This is a genomic window from Fontibacillus forbon (assembly GCF_046559655.1).
Taxonomy (GTDB): domain Bacteria; phylum Bacillota; class Bacilli; order Paenibacillales; family Paenibacillaceae; genus Fontibacillus.
Genome location: NZ_JBKGFV010000004.1, coordinates 305,555 through 319,961 on the forward strand (window position 1 = coordinate 305,555; position 14,407 = coordinate 319,961).

Annotated in this window: 12 protein-coding genes; 2 read left to right on the forward strand and 10 right to left on the reverse strand. The window is 51.4% G+C overall.

The features are described from left to right. The 4 genes from qoxC to ACLB09_RS17215 all read right to left on the reverse strand — a co-directional run bounded on the left by qoxC (position 1) and on the right by ACLB09_RS17215 (position 4,960). Positions 1–597 (reverse strand): cytochrome aa3 quinol oxidase subunit III, encoded by a 597-nt coding sequence (qoxC, locus tag ACLB09_RS17200; RefSeq protein ID WP_410771086.1) that lies wholly within the window; start codon positions 595–597, stop codon positions 1–3. Then, positions 594–2,537, reverse strand: a complete 1,944-nt coding sequence (qoxB, locus tag ACLB09_RS17205; protein ID WP_410771087.1) for a cytochrome aa3 quinol oxidase subunit I — start codon at positions 2,535–2,537, stop codon at positions 594–596. Before qoxB ends, qoxC begins: the two co-directional genes overlap by 4 nt. A 25-nt stretch (positions 2,538–2,562) precedes the next feature. Continuing rightward, the gene (gene qoxA, locus ACLB09_RS17210; RefSeq protein ID WP_410771088.1) at positions 2,563–3,543 is read right to left on the reverse strand and encodes a cytochrome aa3 quinol oxidase subunit II; all 981 of its coding nucleotides are present in this window, start codon (positions 3,541–3,543) and stop codon (positions 2,563–2,565) included. Positions 3,544–3,982: 439 nt separating this feature from the next. Next, the gene (locus ACLB09_RS17215) at positions 3,983–4,960 is read right to left on the reverse strand and encodes a diaminopimelate dehydrogenase (protein ID WP_410771089.1); all 978 of its coding nucleotides are present in this window, start codon (positions 4,958–4,960) and stop codon (positions 3,983–3,985) included. 320 nt (positions 4,961–5,280) lie between these two features. On the opposite strand from ACLB09_RS17215, the gene ACLB09_RS17220 reads away from it, so the two are divergent. Further along, a complete protein-coding gene (locus ACLB09_RS17220; RefSeq protein ID WP_410771090.1) occupies positions 5,281–6,999 on the forward strand; it encodes a copper resistance CopC/CopD family protein in 1,719 nt (572 codons plus the stop codon). A gap of 36 nt (positions 7,000–7,035) precedes the next feature. Beyond that, positions 7,036–7,848, forward strand: coding sequence for a YcnI family copper-binding membrane protein (locus tag ACLB09_RS17225; protein ID WP_410771091.1), 813 nt, complete (start codon positions 7,036–7,038; stop codon positions 7,846–7,848). A 358-nt stretch (positions 7,849–8,206) separates the two neighbouring features. On the opposite strand, the gene ACLB09_RS17230 is transcribed toward ACLB09_RS17225, so the two are convergent. The 6 genes from ACLB09_RS17230 to ACLB09_RS17255 all read right to left on the reverse strand — a co-directional run bounded on the left by ACLB09_RS17230 (position 8,207) and on the right by ACLB09_RS17255 (position 14,184). Then, positions 8,207–9,418 (reverse strand): SLC45 family MFS transporter, encoded by a 1,212-nt coding sequence (locus ACLB09_RS17230; protein WP_410771092.1) that lies wholly within the window; start codon positions 9,416–9,418, stop codon positions 8,207–8,209. A 4-nt stretch (positions 9,419–9,422) separates the two neighbouring features. Beyond that, on the reverse strand, positions 9,423–10,160 hold the full coding sequence (locus ACLB09_RS17235) for a glycerophosphodiester phosphodiesterase (protein ID WP_410771093.1): 738 nt from the start codon (positions 10,158–10,160) through the stop codon (positions 9,423–9,425). A 204-nt stretch (positions 10,161–10,364) separates the two neighbouring features. Beyond that, on the reverse strand, positions 10,365–11,228 hold the full coding sequence (locus tag ACLB09_RS17240) for an ABC transporter permease (protein WP_410771094.1): 864 nt from the start codon (positions 11,226–11,228) through the stop codon (positions 10,365–10,367). A 30-nt stretch (positions 11,229–11,258) separates the two neighbouring features. Beyond that, the gene (locus ACLB09_RS17245) at positions 11,259–12,293 is read right to left on the reverse strand and encodes an aliphatic sulfonate ABC transporter substrate-binding protein (protein ID WP_410771095.1); all 1,035 of its coding nucleotides are present in this window, start codon (positions 12,291–12,293) and stop codon (positions 11,259–11,261) included. A 31-nt stretch (positions 12,294–12,324) separates the two neighbouring features. After that, on the reverse strand, positions 12,325–13,491 hold the full coding sequence (locus ACLB09_RS17250; RefSeq protein WP_410771096.1) for an LLM class flavin-dependent oxidoreductase: 1,167 nt from the start codon (positions 13,489–13,491) through the stop codon (positions 12,325–12,327). 132 nt (positions 13,492–13,623) lie between these two features. Further along, on the reverse strand, positions 13,624–14,184 hold the full coding sequence (locus tag ACLB09_RS17255) for a flavodoxin family protein (protein WP_410771097.1): 561 nt from the start codon (positions 14,182–14,184) through the stop codon (positions 13,624–13,626). Positions 14,185–14,407: the final 223 nt, after the last annotated feature.

Here is a 14,407-nt window from a genome sequence, read left to right on the forward strand (position 1 = left end):
TCACATCAGTCCTTTCAAATAGACGAAGCTGAAGATGAAAATCCAGACTACGTCCAGGAAGTGCCAATACAGCGAGAAAATAAACGACTTGTTCGCCGTATCGAGCGTGAAGCCTTCACGCCCGATCTGAATCATCAGTCCGATGCCCCACAGCAGACCCAACGTTACGTGGGCGCCGTGCGTCCCGAGCAGGACGAACAGGCTGGACAGGAACGCGCTCGTTTGCAGCGTCGCACCTTCATTTACATAAGTTACAAACTCCATGATTTCGACCCCGAGGAACCCGGCGCCTAGCAGCAACGTGATGAAAAAGAACACCATCGCCGGCTTTTTCAAGCCCTGCCGCATACTGTTGATAACCAGGCCGATCGTAAAGCTGCTTGTAAGCAGCAGGAACGTTTCGATCATGACCGGTCCGATTTCGAAAATCTCATGCCCCGACGGTCCGTTGCCTGTACGATTCCAAAGAGTAAAGTAGACGGCAAACAAAGTCGAGAACAGAACAATTTCAGCTCCGAGGAACAGCCAGAATCCGAAAATACGGTTGCTGTTTTCTTCGGAACGATACTCCAGCGGTAACGTATGATCTATTTTCACGCCTGTTCACCCCGCAATCTTGATTCCGTCTCCAGAATTTCTTTTACCGGGATATGCCGCCCATGGTCGCGTTCAAACGAACGCACCGCCAGCATAACCACTACGCCGATGCCGGCGACGATCGCCGGAACCCACCAGCTGAACACCATGAAGAATCCGAAGAAGAAGAAAATGATTCCCAAAATAAATGGCTGTCCGCTGTTATTCGGCATATGAATTTCTTCATATTCACCTTTGTAGAGCTGATGTCCGCCTTTTTTGGCTTCCCAGAACGGATCCAGCCCCTTAACTGTCGGTTCGATCGCGAAGTTATACTCCGGAATCGGGCTGTGCGTACTCCACTCGAGCGTCCGCGCATTCCAAGGGTCACCCGTCTTATCTCTCGGAGCATAACGGAAGCTCCAGTAGATATTATAGACCAAGAGAATAAAGCCGATGGCAAGACCGACAGAGCCGATCGAAGCAAGTAAATTCAGCGGACCGAAGCCCGTACTTTCCGAGTAAGTGTACATCCGGCGCGTCATCCCTTTAAGTCCAAGGAAGAACAGCGGGAAGAAGGTGACATTGAAGCTGATAATGATCCACCAGAAAGCACGTTTCCCCTGGCGTTCATTGAGCCGGAACCCGAACAATTTCGGGAACCAGTAATAGAATCCGGCAATGACGGCGAACACGGTACCCGGAATAAGCACGTAGTGGAAATGGGCCACCAGGAACATCGTGTTATGGTATTGATAATCGGCGCTCGCCATCGCAAGCATAACGCCGGTCACGCCGCCGATCGTGAAGATCGGGATAAAGGCGAGCGAGTACAGCATCGGTGTGGTGAACTCGATTCGGCCTTTCTGCATCGTAAAGAGCCAGTTGAATATTTTAACCCCGGTCGGTATCGCAATCGCCATCGTGGTGATCGAGAAGACGCCGTTGACCATCACGCCGTGGCCCATCGTGTAGAAGTGGTGAGCCCATACAAGGAAGGACAGCAGCGAAATGACGACCATACTCCAAACCATGGATTTATAGCCATACAAATTTTTCCGAGAGAATGTGGAAATAATTTCACTGTAAATACCAAACGCAGGCAAGATAACGATATAAACCTCAGGATGCCCCCAAACCCAGAACAGGTTGGCCCAAAGCATATCCATCCCGCCATTGGCCATCGTAAAGAACTGCGATCCGAATAAGCGGTCGAACATCATTAATGCCAGCGCCACGGTCAATACCGGGAAGGCGAACAGAATAATGACGCAAGTAATGAGTACCGACCACGTAAACATCGGCATCTTCATCAGGGTCATGCCTTTCGCACGCATTTTCAGAATCGTAGCGATAAAGTTGACGCCTGTCATCAGCGTACCGATACCCGCAATCTGAATCGCGATCGAATAGTAGTTATTCCCTACCGTCGGGCTGAACTCCAAACTTGCCAACGGGAAGTATGCCGTCCAACCCGCATCCGGCGATCCGCCGATGACGAAGGAGATATTGAACAGCATCGCTCCGGCAAAGAACAGCCAGAAGCTGACCGCATTGAGCCGAGGAAATGCCACGTCGCGAGCCCCGATTTGCAGCGGCACTACGACGTTCATCAAGCCGATAATAAACGGCATGGCCATGAATAAAATCATGATGACCCCGTGGGTCGTAAAAATTTCGTTATAATGCTGCCCGTCGAGCAGCCCGTTGTCCGGCATAGCCAGCTGTCCCCGCATCAAAAGCGCGTCAACGCCGCCGCGGAACAACATGAGCAGCGCAGAGATAATATACATGATCCCGATCCGCTTATGATCGACGGTAGTCAACCATTCGCGCCATAAGTAGCCCCATTTTTTAAAATAGGTCAGGCCGATAAGAATCGCTAACGATGCAACGACGATGCTGACCATCGCGCCATAAATCATCGGCTCGCCAGTGACGAAAAATTCGTCCCATTTCATGTCTAGCTAACTCCCTTCCGTTCTATTAATTGCCGTGCGAGCCGTGATCCGCCGCTCCGGCGTTGTCTGTACCCGTTTGTTCCATATCCATTTCGGAGTGGTCCATCTCGGAATGATCCATTTCTCCGGACTCCGAATCCATATTCGTGCCTTCCGAACCCCCATGGTTGTGGCCGCCATTTTCACCCTCTGGAGCCGGTCTGAAAGTCAGATGCGTAGAAGAATATGTTTTTCTGCCGACATGGCTTTCTTTAAGTAAAGCATCGAATTCCTGCTCCGTCAGTTCCGGAGCCGTCGTTTTTACTTCTTCAAGCCATTCTTCGTATTCCTGAGGCGTCATGGCCAGTGCCTCAAACTCCATGTGAGCGAAGCCTTCGCCCGAGAAGTTGGAGTTTTTGCCCATGTAAGATCCTGCGTGCTCGGCCACAAGGTTAAGCTTGTTGACCATATCGCTCATCGCATACTTCTGTCCGCCAAGCTGCGGGATCCAGAAGCTTGTGATCGGCCCATAGGCGTACAATCTGAACTCAACCGGACGGTTTGTCGGGAAGTTGACGTAGTTGACCGTCTCAATCCCTTCCTCCGGATAACTGAAGTGCCACTTCCAGTTGGAAGACGCCGCGTAAATTACGAGCGGTTTTTGATCTTCGTAGCCTTCAGGCACCTTCTCTACGGCGGAAGTACTCCGAACCGTAACGACCGACAAAATCGCTACAATAATGACCGGAATTGCAATCCAGGTGATTTCCAGCCATTTATTCCCCTCCACATGAGGCGGCTCATAGTCGGGAGCGGCTTTGGAAGCGCGGTATTTGGTAAGCATGTAAACGTACAGAATATAGACAACCAGCAAAACTAGAGCCATTACCAGGATCGAGAAGATAATGACATTAGATTGCGTCTTGGCCACCGGACCTTTCGGGTTAAGTACGGCTAAATTGTTGCATCCGGTCAGGAGGACAAGAAACGCTGAAAAAACAGCTAACAGCAATCCCTTCCTTTTCATAGGATTCCGATACCCCTTTCTAAATTGCGAACCTCATCACGATGAGCGAGATGAATTCTTATATATCAGTTAAGTTTTATGTTAGGGAAGCTGCGAAATAATGACAATTCATAGAGATAGGTATATTTGCAATATTTTTACATTTAACCCCTTGTCCTTTTCACTCTTCTCTTCACCCAATTCCGATTTAAGGTCGTTTAAGTTCAAATTACGTCAAATTCGGCGATTTTGATAATTGTTCACATTGCATCGCCCAAGGGCTTGAGTTCGCAAAATTGTCATATATAAAATGAATCTACGTGATATAAATCACTTACTTGTTCATAAATTTCGAATGGTAGACGTATAAATGTTCGTGATAATAAAAAAAGAGCCACCCGGCTTAATGACCTAGGCAGCCCTTGTAATACTGAATTAACCAGTTAATTTAGATGTTAAACTATAGCAGTTCTTTGCGAAGTTGTTCCGGCGTTTTCGGAGACAGGAGCCCGAAAGGAATATCGAACACGGTTTTCGCTCCCGATTGTCCTTGTTTGGAGAGCTTGTACACTGCACGTGCATAGGCAATGAGTACACTTGCCGTAAATTCAGGATTGCTGTCCAGCTTGAGCCCGAATTCAATGATTTGCGTGCTGTTCTCCCCGGTACGTCCGCTGCGGAGAACGGTACCGCCGTGTGGCATGGTGGAGTGGTTTTGCTTAAGCTCCTCTTCGCTGATAAAGTTTACGGTCGTCAAATAATCCGCAAAGTAATTTGGCATTTCTTTAATTTCCCGTTCGATCTTCGCCAAATCCGCTCCTTCTTCAGCTACGACATAACACTCGCGCAGGTGCTTCTCCTTGGTCGACAACTCCGGATTCTCACCGCTACGGACACGATCCACAGCAGATTCGATCGGGATTGTATATTGAACTCCGTTCTTCACGCCCTGTACGCGACGAATGGCATCAGAATGCCCTTGGCTCACGCCTTTGCCCCAGAAAGTATACTCTTTCCCCTCCGGTAAAACGGCTTCGGCCAGCAAGCGGTTCAGAGAAAACAAGCCCGGATCCCAACCGGTCGAAATCACGCTGACATTTCCGCCTTTAACCGCTGCCGCGTTGACTTGCTCAAAATAGTCGGGGATTTTCGCATGGGTATCGAAACTGTCCACCGTGTTGAACAAAGCCGCAAGTTCAGGTCCTTGTTCAGGAAGGTCTGTGGCCGAGCCGCCGCAAAGGATCAATACATCGATCTCGCCTTTGTACTTCTCCACCTCGGAAATGTGTACGACGCCGTTTGCCGCCGCAACATCATTGGGTTGTCTTCTTGAAAAGATCGCGCTGAGTTCCATGTCGGGGTTTTGTTTGATCGCCTTTTCTACACCGCGACCCAAATTTCCATATCCTACTATACCCACCTTGATGTTCGATGCCACTAACGTTTCCTCCTTCAAATGTAAATATGTTTACCATTTTAACGCACTCCAGCGGATTTTTAAATATCTAACACAAGGGGTGAAGAATTATTCCTTTTATTCACAGTACAATAAAGGGCTAATAGACACATTTTAGACATATTGAGCGTCATTATTGGATTGGATTGGAAGTTTTAGCTATACTCAACCGGAAATAATAATTGTAAAATGGTATCAAAATGTTAAATAAGTCATTGCATTTATAGGTGGTGCTCTTGATTTTTTCGAAAATTAGAAAAATATTCTTGATGTTGATGCTCTTCTTGGGATGTTGGTTTGCTGTGGCGCCGTCATCCGTTGCCGCTCACGCACATGTCGTATCGTCATCTCCCTCATCCAACGAAGTATTGGCAGAATCGCCCGCTTCGATCTTCATTCAGTTTGATGAGTCGATTGAGCCTGCCTTTTTCTCACTGGATGTGCTCAGCCCTACTGGAGAACGGGTAGATCAAGATAATGCCGCTATCGATCCGCAGCATCCCGACAGACTTGTCGCAGGTCTGACCCCGCAGTTGGCTGACGGGGCCTATACCATCAAGTGGAAAGTCGTTTCCAGTGACGGACATCCGGTTACGGGAACTATTCTTTTCCAAGTTGGCCAACCTGATGCAAGCGCCGGTCCTCAGAGCACCTCGGGTGAATGTGATGATACCCCTGGCGGGCCCAGCGGGGACCTGCTGGTTATCCGTTGGCTCTGGTATGCGGGAATGGTCATGTATTCCGGAACCCTACTCTATCATTTTGTTTTACTGCCGCGAAGAGCGCGAATTGTGGGGCAATCAGCCACGCCACGCAGCAAATTTGTCCTTCTCGTCGGCCTTGCGGTTACTGCTGCAGGCATCATTGTTAGCCTGCCCCAGCAAGTCGTCAGCATTGCAGGCAGTTCATGGACAAGCGTCTGGGATTTGAAGCTGTTACAAACAACCCTGGAGCAGACCAGTTTCGGTACCGTCTGGTTCATTCAGATGTTACTACTGCTGTTGCTAGCCGGGACAACGCTGCTCTTAATCCGCAGCAGTCAAGCTCGCCGCCCGCTTCATGGTCTAGGCAGCCGTGTTGTTGCCGGAGCCGCCTTTCTTTTCAGCCAGGGACTCTTTCTCTCCAAAGCATTCATCGGCCATGCGGCCGCTGCGGAAGGAAAGACCCTAGCCATAGCCGCGGATTATTTGCACTTGTCTTCATCATCCCTTTGGCTAGGCGGCCTGTTGGCGATTGCCTTTTTGCTGCCGGATGCTGTAAAAAAACGTATGCCTGGCGACTTGTCGTCAGACGTCTCGCTGCAAGCTGCGGCGGAAATCGGCACGGATAGCGATTCGCCGCCGGACACCCGCACAACCGTATACTGGGAAACGGTCAACCGTTTCTCGGCAATGGCTGCCGGATGCGTCGCCGTTCTGCTGTTTTCCGGCTCCTACGGCGCCCTGCTCCATATTCCGTCGCTGTATACTCTTTTTCATACCGGCTATGGTCTGGCGCTGGTCGCAAAAATGGTCTTGTTCCTGGTCATGCTCGGCTTGGCCTTGTCTGGCTTTATTCGCGGCAGAAGACGCAACCGCCCTCTGGGCCGCGGCGTATGGACCGAGTTCGTCCTGGGCCTAGTCGTACTGGCACTTGCCGCATTACTTGCAAACCTGCCTCCGGCTTCCACCGGTGAAGGCGCTAAGTCAGATCAAGCCACGGGACACCTTGAGGCTTCGGTCCAAGGATACCGGATTATCTTGAACATCACGCCCAATAGGATCGGCAAAAATCAATTTGCGATCGACGTGAAAGATCCGGCCGGAACACCTGTTGAAGATATCGAACAAGTCACCTTGCGCCTGACATCCAACGAAATGGATATGGGGGTTATTGAGGTAGTGATGCCTGGCGGAAGCCAGGAAAGCGGTGAGAGCATCATTACCATGGGGGGCAGTTGGAACATAAACGTCCATATTCTGTTAAAAACCTTGGACACGATCGACCATGATTTTACGCTGCAAGTGGACAATTCTTCATAACGAGAAATCATTCCGGCATTAGAAAGGGGAAAATTTATGAAAAAGCTTATATCCCGCGCTGTTACGCTATGTTCGGCTGTTGCAGCAGGCTTGCTGCTGTTTTCCGGGTTGGCAAGCGCCCATGTTACCGTAAAACCCGATGTATCCGCACCAGGGGCTTGGGAAACCTACACTATCAAAATTCCGGTGGAAAAAGACATTCCAACCGTGAAGGTATCGCTTAAAATACCCGAAGGTTTAGATTTTAAGCAGTATCGGCCCGTCCCCGATTGGAAGGTTGAGCTTACCAAGAACGAATCCGGAAAGGTAACCGTAGTAACCTGGTCCGCTGAAGATGAGGGAATCGGTCCCGGCGAGTTTCAACAATTTGACTTTGTCGGCAAAAATCCGGCCGCTGATGCCTCCCTGGCTTGGGATGCATTCCAGTATTACAGCGACGGTTCGATCGTGGAATGGAGCGGTGAAGAAGGTGCCGACACGCCGCACTCGATCACGAAGGTCACTGCGGATGCGGATGCCGGTTCGTCGAATGGCTCGAATAGCGGCCATGCCGATCATGGGCATGACAACGCCGGCGCCGCGAATGGCGCCGGTACTGAGGCTGGTGCCGATGCGGGTGCGGATAGCGGCACTGCTGACAGCGGCGCGGGTAATGGCGCTGGCGCGAATGGTGCCGCGTCTGGCAGCGGCGCGGAGAACGCGGCGGCGACGAGCGAGCCTGCAGGCGTAGCGGAGCAGAGCGGCGCCTCCGCTACCGAAACAGCAACGTTGGTGCTGTCGGTCGCCGCGCTGCTCGTCTCCCTCGCGGCGCTTTGGGCCGCACTGCGCTCCCGCAAAAAAACTTCCTAAGCGGAAAGCTCCCGTTCTTCGAACGAGCCTTCCTCCTGCCTGCAAATTAACTGGAAAAACTACAGTTAATTTGTATCAATCTGCCGGATGATCGAAATTAACTGGAAAAACTACAGTTAATCCGGTGTAATAAAGCAGGATCCGGCAATATGGGTAAAATTAGATGGAGGTTTTCCATCTAATTCATTTGAAAAGCAATTTCCCGGAAAAATAACTGGAGAAAATCCAGTTATTTTTCATTTGCTCGCCCGGTCTAACCGGGCAGCCCGACCCAAACCAAAAACCTCCGAAAACAGGCGATTCTATCCGCCCGTTTTCGGAGGTTTTCTACCTTTTTATCCCTTACAGGCACTACTCACTACTCCACGGTTACCGGCGTCCTGTCCAAAGGTCCTTTCCCTGCGGGTCTCTCTTCCGAGGAAGCCCCAAACAGACAACCCAGAGCCAGGAGCAGCCCTACGGAGGCACTGATGAACAGTGCCGGGTAGCCGAATACGTCGATGATCCAGCCGAGGAGCGGCGGAGACACGATCGCGGCAAGCGAAGAAACGAAATAGTAAATCCCTGTCCGCGTACCGATGCTCTCTTCCCGTCCGGTCGAAATGACCCACGGATAAGAATTGATGTTGATGCAGGCCCAGAAAATACCGCCGATGATTAGCACCAGCCTGAGCAAAAACACGGAATCTACGAAAACCACGGATCCGAAGACAAGGAACAAGCCCATTACGCCGATCATAATGATTTTTTTCTTGCCGAATTTGGCTCCCAGCCATCCGCTCGGAAGCGCGAACAGGAGAAACGCCAACGAGAAGAAGGTCAGCGAGAACGAAGCCTCCCCGTCGCTCATCCCGACATGCTTCGTACCATATAGGGTGAACAGCGCCTCGACGCCTTGATAGGCTACGAACCAGAAGAAAATCGCGCCCAAAATGAACAATGTCGTTCTGTCGAGCTGGTCCTTGATCCCTACCTGCGGCCCGCTCGGCTTGGCGTCGGGGTGGCTTTCCAGAAGGATCGGTTCTTTAATTACCTTTTTTAGAATAAACATCGAGCCCAGCATCACAATGCCGGCAAACAAAAACGGCACGAAAGAACCTATTCCGTATAGCATCGAACCGATGCCAAAAGCCAACACCGAACCGATCCCGCCCATGAAATTGATAATCCCGTTGGCTCTCGTCCGATCCTTTTCCGGAGTGATGTCCGGCATTAGCGCCACCGTCGGTGCCCGGAACAAACTCATGGACAAGTTCATTAACATCATGAACAATACCAGGGTTATTAATCCCGTATGTAAAGGAATCAACGCGGCAAATACGGCCCCCAGTGGCATCCCGATGAGCAGATACGGCATCCGTCTGCCATACTTCGTAGTCGTTTTATCGCTGCGGTGACCGATCCATGGCTGCAGAAACATCGCGAAATAGTTATCGATCGTCATCATGAACCCGATCAATGCCGCGCTTTTCAGATAATTGTCCAAAAATAGCGGTACAAAGGCGTTATACAACGCCCAGGTCAAACTGATGCTGAAAAAACCGAGTCCCAGCAGCCATGTTTTTTTCATCCGGTCACGCTCCTTGATCGGACAGCAGTTCGGCCAACCGGTCAGGGTAATCGGTAATGATGCCGGCTACCCCCGCCTTGATCAACCCTGCCATCTCGTGTTTTTCATTTACAGTAAAGGGATTATAAACTACCCCCTGCCCGGCGGCAGCGGCAACAAACTCAGGCCGGACTGCATAATGGAAAGCGTGCAGCGCTTCTGCGCCAATGTTCTTCGCATATTCCCATGGCTCATACAAGCCTTCCCCATACAGAATACCGGTCCGGATTTCCGGTGCAATCTTTTTGCAATCCACCAGAGAATAATGATTGAAGCTAGAAATAATTGTGCGCTCCGCCAATCCAAATGCTCTTACCGTTTCGATGACCTTGCGTTCCAGTTCAGGGTACTGTACGAAACCGTTTTTCAGCTCAAGATTAACGATGGTATCCGTGTCCTTTACGAGCTCCAACAACTCATCCAGCGTCGGGATCTTTTCCCCTCTATAATCCTCATGGTACCAGGATCCGGCTTCTTGTGAGCGTACTTCCTCCAGCGTCAAATCCTTAACCCAGCTCGGATTTCCCGCCGTCCGTTGCAAGGTTTCGTCATGGATCAGCACCAGGTGCCCGTCTTTAGTCATCTGTACATCGGTTTCAATCCCGGTAGCTCCAAGCTCCAGGGCATAGGCAAATGAGGCGATCGTATTCTCCGGACGGTGTCCGGCCGCTCCGCGGTGCGCAAAATTAATGAGTTTAGGCAATGGAAGGTCCTCCTTGGATGATAAGTCAATTTTATTCTTCAATTTTAAGTATTATCCATCTCTCTAGTATAATCCTGCTATGTTAATGCAATATAAAAAGATAAATGATGCGAACATCACGCTTCGGCAAAAAGAAACCCGAGGCATTTGCCCCGGGTCCCTATTTCCCTGTAACATTTTTGCTAAAATTATTCCATTATCTCACTATCCCGTGAAATTCTCCCGCCACTTCAGCAGCCGTTTCTCCAGCCACCGGACCAGGGAATCCGACAATTTGCCCACCGCGGCAAAAATGGCAATCCCCACGAACACGATCGTGATGACCGAAAATTGTCTCGCGTCTTGAATCAGATAGCCGACCCCGGAACTGGAACCCATCATTTCGGCGACGACCAGCCCGAGCCAGGACACGCCCAGGGACAACCGGACTCCCAGCAGCACATTCGGCAGAGCGCCCGGCAGGATCACCAGCCGGATTTGCTGCCAGCGACTGAACTCAAGCACCCTCGCCACTTCAACCAATTTCCGGTCTACGCCTCGAATCCCGAGGAAGGTGTTTACATATAGCGGAAAAAAAGCACCCAGCGCGATCAGCAGAATTTTCGAAGTCTCGCCAATGCCGAACCAAAGAATGAACAGCGGTGTGATCGCAAGATGCGGGATGGTCCGCAGCATTTGCAGCATCGGATCGAGCGCCTGCTCGGCCGGGCGCAGAAATCCTACCGCGAGGCCGGCCGCAAGTCCGATGGAGCCGCCGACCAGAAAGCCCGACGCCGCCCGGGCGACGCTGATCCCCAAATGGCGTAGTAATTCTCCGGTGATGAGCAACTCATATCCTTGCACCGCAATGGCATATGGCGATGGAAGCAACGTTCCCGGAATCCACCCTGCCGAGCTCGCATATTGCCATATCGCGATGAGAAACAAAGGAAGTAGACTTCCCCGGACCCAACCGGTCTGCCATATTTTCAGCGTGAAACTTTTTATTGAATGTCGCACTGCTTTGGTACGATGAACGGAAGAAGGTGCTTTGACGGTTTTGACGGTTGTCTCTTTGATTAATGACATGAATATCACCTCGATATGCGGATCGCAGAATTACTGATTTTGAAGCGCTTCTTCAACAAAACGGTTCTCTACGACCTTACTGACATCAATCTGCTTCCGGATTCCGCCGGTTTCAAACAGCAGATCCGCCGTCTCCTGCTGCGCCTTTATGTAGGCATCGCTGACCGGTTCCACGGAATACCGCGATTTGCCCAAAAGGAGCTGGATCAGGCCGGCATCGACCTTTTTCTTCTCGGTAAAAAATTGCGCGGTCTCCTCTGGATGCTCACTGCTCCAAGTAATGACCTTATCCAACTCTTTCAAAAAAATGGTGACGAGTTCCGGATGCTCCTCGGCAAATTTCCCCCTTACGATCGCAAAGCTCGGGCTAGCCAGGTTCAACTTTTCCCCGTCCGCAATCCCCACGGCTCCCTGGTTGGTAGCCAAAGTAACATAGGGCTCCCAAACGGCCCAGGCGTCGACGGCCTTAGATTGAAAAGCAGGCTGAGCTTCATCCGGCTGGAGCTGGATCAACTCGATGTCCGAAGGCTTTAAGCCCTGCTGTACCGCCGCCCTGTATACGAAGGCATAAGCGGAGCTTCCTTTGGCTACGGCCACTTTTTTTCCCTTCAGATCGGCTACCTCCTTTATTCCCGATCCCTCATGAACGAGGATGGTATCCCCCCGCTTGCCATCGGAGATGACCGCAATTTCCTTAAAATCGATATCTCCTGCCTGGCCGGCGATTACCGGACCGTTACCGACGAGTCCGAAATCCAGATGTCCGGCCGCGATGGCCTCAAAGTGAGGCGGACCGCTGGGAAAATCGGTAAACTTGATTTCGGCTCCGGCCGCGGCAAACGCCTCATCGATCCACCCTTTTTCATGCGAGAGCGACAGCAGGCTGATTCCCTGGGTCCCTATGTTGACGACGACGGTTCCCTTATCCTTGGCCTTCCCGTCCGCCGCGGCGGAAGCCCCCTCTCCTGCCTGACCCGAATTGTTGCTCGCCTTGGCGGAGCAGCCCGCCAGCACCAAAGCGAGTCCGAGCAAGGCAACGGCGTTTTTCAACAACAGCTTTTTCATGATTTCTCCATCTCCCTCTCTTAAGTCCTATCTATACGGTTTGCCCGATTCGGGCCTCCCATTTCGTTTTGAATAGCGGAAGCAATTTTTCTCCGGCAATTTGCGCCTCCTCGACGTGCGGGTATCCGGATAACACAAACGTGCTGATTCCCGCGTCCACAAATTCAAGCAGACGGTCCGATACCTGATCCGGGGTTCCCACGAACGCAACCGCTCCGCCTCCGCGAATACGCGACAACCCCGCCCAAAGATTCGGGCCGATTACGTAATCGTTATCCTGCGACTGCTTCCACAGTTCGGTCTGACGCTGTTGATTCGTAGCATCGGTCTTCGCATGAACCTGATCGATCACATTCAGCAATTCCGGTGCGGCGAGGCTCGTGATTTCGCGGGCGGCGGCCCAGGCCTCCTCCTCCGTATCCCTCACGACCAACTGCGCACGGAGACCGTACCGCAGCGTACGGTTAATGCCTTTCGCAATGCGCAATTCCTCCAAATAGGAATCGACTTCTTCAATCTGCTCCCGGATCTGCGGTATCGTCTCCGCCCAGAGCAGATAGACGTCCGCCGTTTCGGCGGCTACCCGCTTGCCGGCAGGCGAACTTCCGCCGAAATAGAGCGGCGGGTGAGGTTTTTGCACCGGAGCCGGTTTCGAAACTCCGCCGTCAATCTGATAGTACTCCCCGTCAAAATGCACGCCGGTGCGTCCCCCGCTGCGCAAAAATCCTTCCACGGAAAACTCATGCGATTCGGTCCAGACTTGCTTCACGATGCTCAGAAACTCAAGCGTCCGGTCGTACCTGGCGTCATGATCGTGATACAGCGGGTCTCCCGTAACCCGCAAATCATCCGGGTAACCGCCGGTAACTACATTAATCAAGGCTCTCCCGCCGGAGATCACATCCAGGGAAGCCCCCATCCGGGCGGCCAGCACCGGAGCGATCAACCCGGGCCGCATGGCTACAAGCGGCTTCAGCGTCTTCGTTTGCGCGGCAAGCGCCGACCCGACGATCCAGGCATCGATGCAACTGTTGCCTGTAGGAATCAGCGCAAACTCAAATCCTGCCTGTTCCGCGGTTTGCGCCACCTGGATCATATACTCCAGCGTAGATTCCCGCTCGGGCTTCACCCCGATATGCTTGCCATCCCCCGTTGTCGGAATAAACCATCCAAATTCTACTTTTTCAGCTGCTGCCATGTTCTCCTACCTCCCTGATTAAAATAAAAACCGGAGACCTCCGCCGCCTGAACAGGCCGCAACAAGTCTCCGGTTGACCGGTAGAATATTATTCTATTCCAATCGGTTAAGTGTGATTTTTATCATATATGGTTATCCAATTACTGTCAACCCTAATTTTTGCAATTCCGCATTAAGCCATCCTGCCTCTTGAATCGCCCGTTTATCATTCAAAATCTCCCCCGGCTTGCTTGCTTTACCGATAATATAACCTTCGAGCGGCATGCCCACAAAATCGAAGGTGTATTTTAGTTGCTGAATTAGCGGCATCGCTTTAATCCGGGGATTGTCCCCGCCCACAACAAGGACGTACGCTTTTTTTTGCGCCATCTCGGTTTTGAAATCGAACCGGGAATCCCGGAGACTTTGGGACCAGCGATCGATGAAGTTCTTCATAATTCCCGATATGGTGTACCAGTAGACCGGAGTCGCAAACAAGAGCGTATCATGCTGCAGCACTTCGCGAATGACGTCGTCGTAATCATCATCGACGGGATCAAATCCACCCTCCGCATGCCGTTGATCATTAATCGGCAGGATACGTTTGTCCCGCAATAAAATTTCCTTGTGTTCAATTCCCTCCAACACCAGTTTGCTCAGCTGCTCCGTATTCCCTTCGTCTCTTGCGCTTCCTTGCAAAACCAGGATACTCATTCAGGCACTTCCTTTCCATCCCTAATCGACTTTTTCCGCGAATTGCGGCTCTTTAATGTTATACTGCAATCCCGCAAATTTATGCCGCTTCCGTCTCCTGGCGAGGATCGGGCCCGACCAAGGTCCAGTTCAGAAACCGTCTCAAGCCTGTTATGCCGCAATATAAATCACGGTAGAATTAAGACATCAACAGCGGACTTTAATAATAATCCAAACTGACATA

Bases quoted from the DNA above. Each gene is read 5' to 3' on its own strand.
- ACLB09_RS17230 (WP_410771092.1), bottom strand. From the start codon at position 9,418: ATGAAAAAAACATGGCTGCTGGGACTCGGTTTTTTCAGCATCAGTTTG.
- ACLB09_RS17240 (WP_410771094.1), bottom strand. From the start codon at position 11,228: ATGTCATTAATCAAAGAGACAACCGTCAAAACCGTCAAAGCACCTTCT.
- ACLB09_RS17225 (WP_410771091.1), top strand. From the start codon at position 7,036: ATGAAAAAGCTTATATCCCGCGCTGTTACGCTATGTTCGGCTGTTGCA.
- qoxB (WP_410771087.1), bottom strand. From the start codon at position 2,537: ATGAAATGGGACGAATTTTTCGTCACTGGCGAGCCGATGATTTATGGC.
- ACLB09_RS17250 (WP_410771096.1), bottom strand. From the start codon at position 13,491: ATGGCAGCAGCTGAAAAAGTAGAATTTGGATGGTTTATTCCGACAACG.
- qoxA (WP_410771088.1), bottom strand. From the start codon at position 3,543: ATGAAAAGGAAGGGATTGCTGTTAGCTGTTTTTTCAGCGTTTCTTGTC.
- ACLB09_RS17255 (WP_410771097.1), bottom strand. From the start codon at position 14,184: ATGAGTATCCTGGTTTTGCAAGGAAGCGCAAGAGACGAAGGGAATACG.
- ACLB09_RS17245 (WP_410771095.1), bottom strand. From the start codon at position 12,293: ATGAAAAAGCTGTTGTTGAAAAACGCCGTTGCCTTGCTCGGACTCGCT.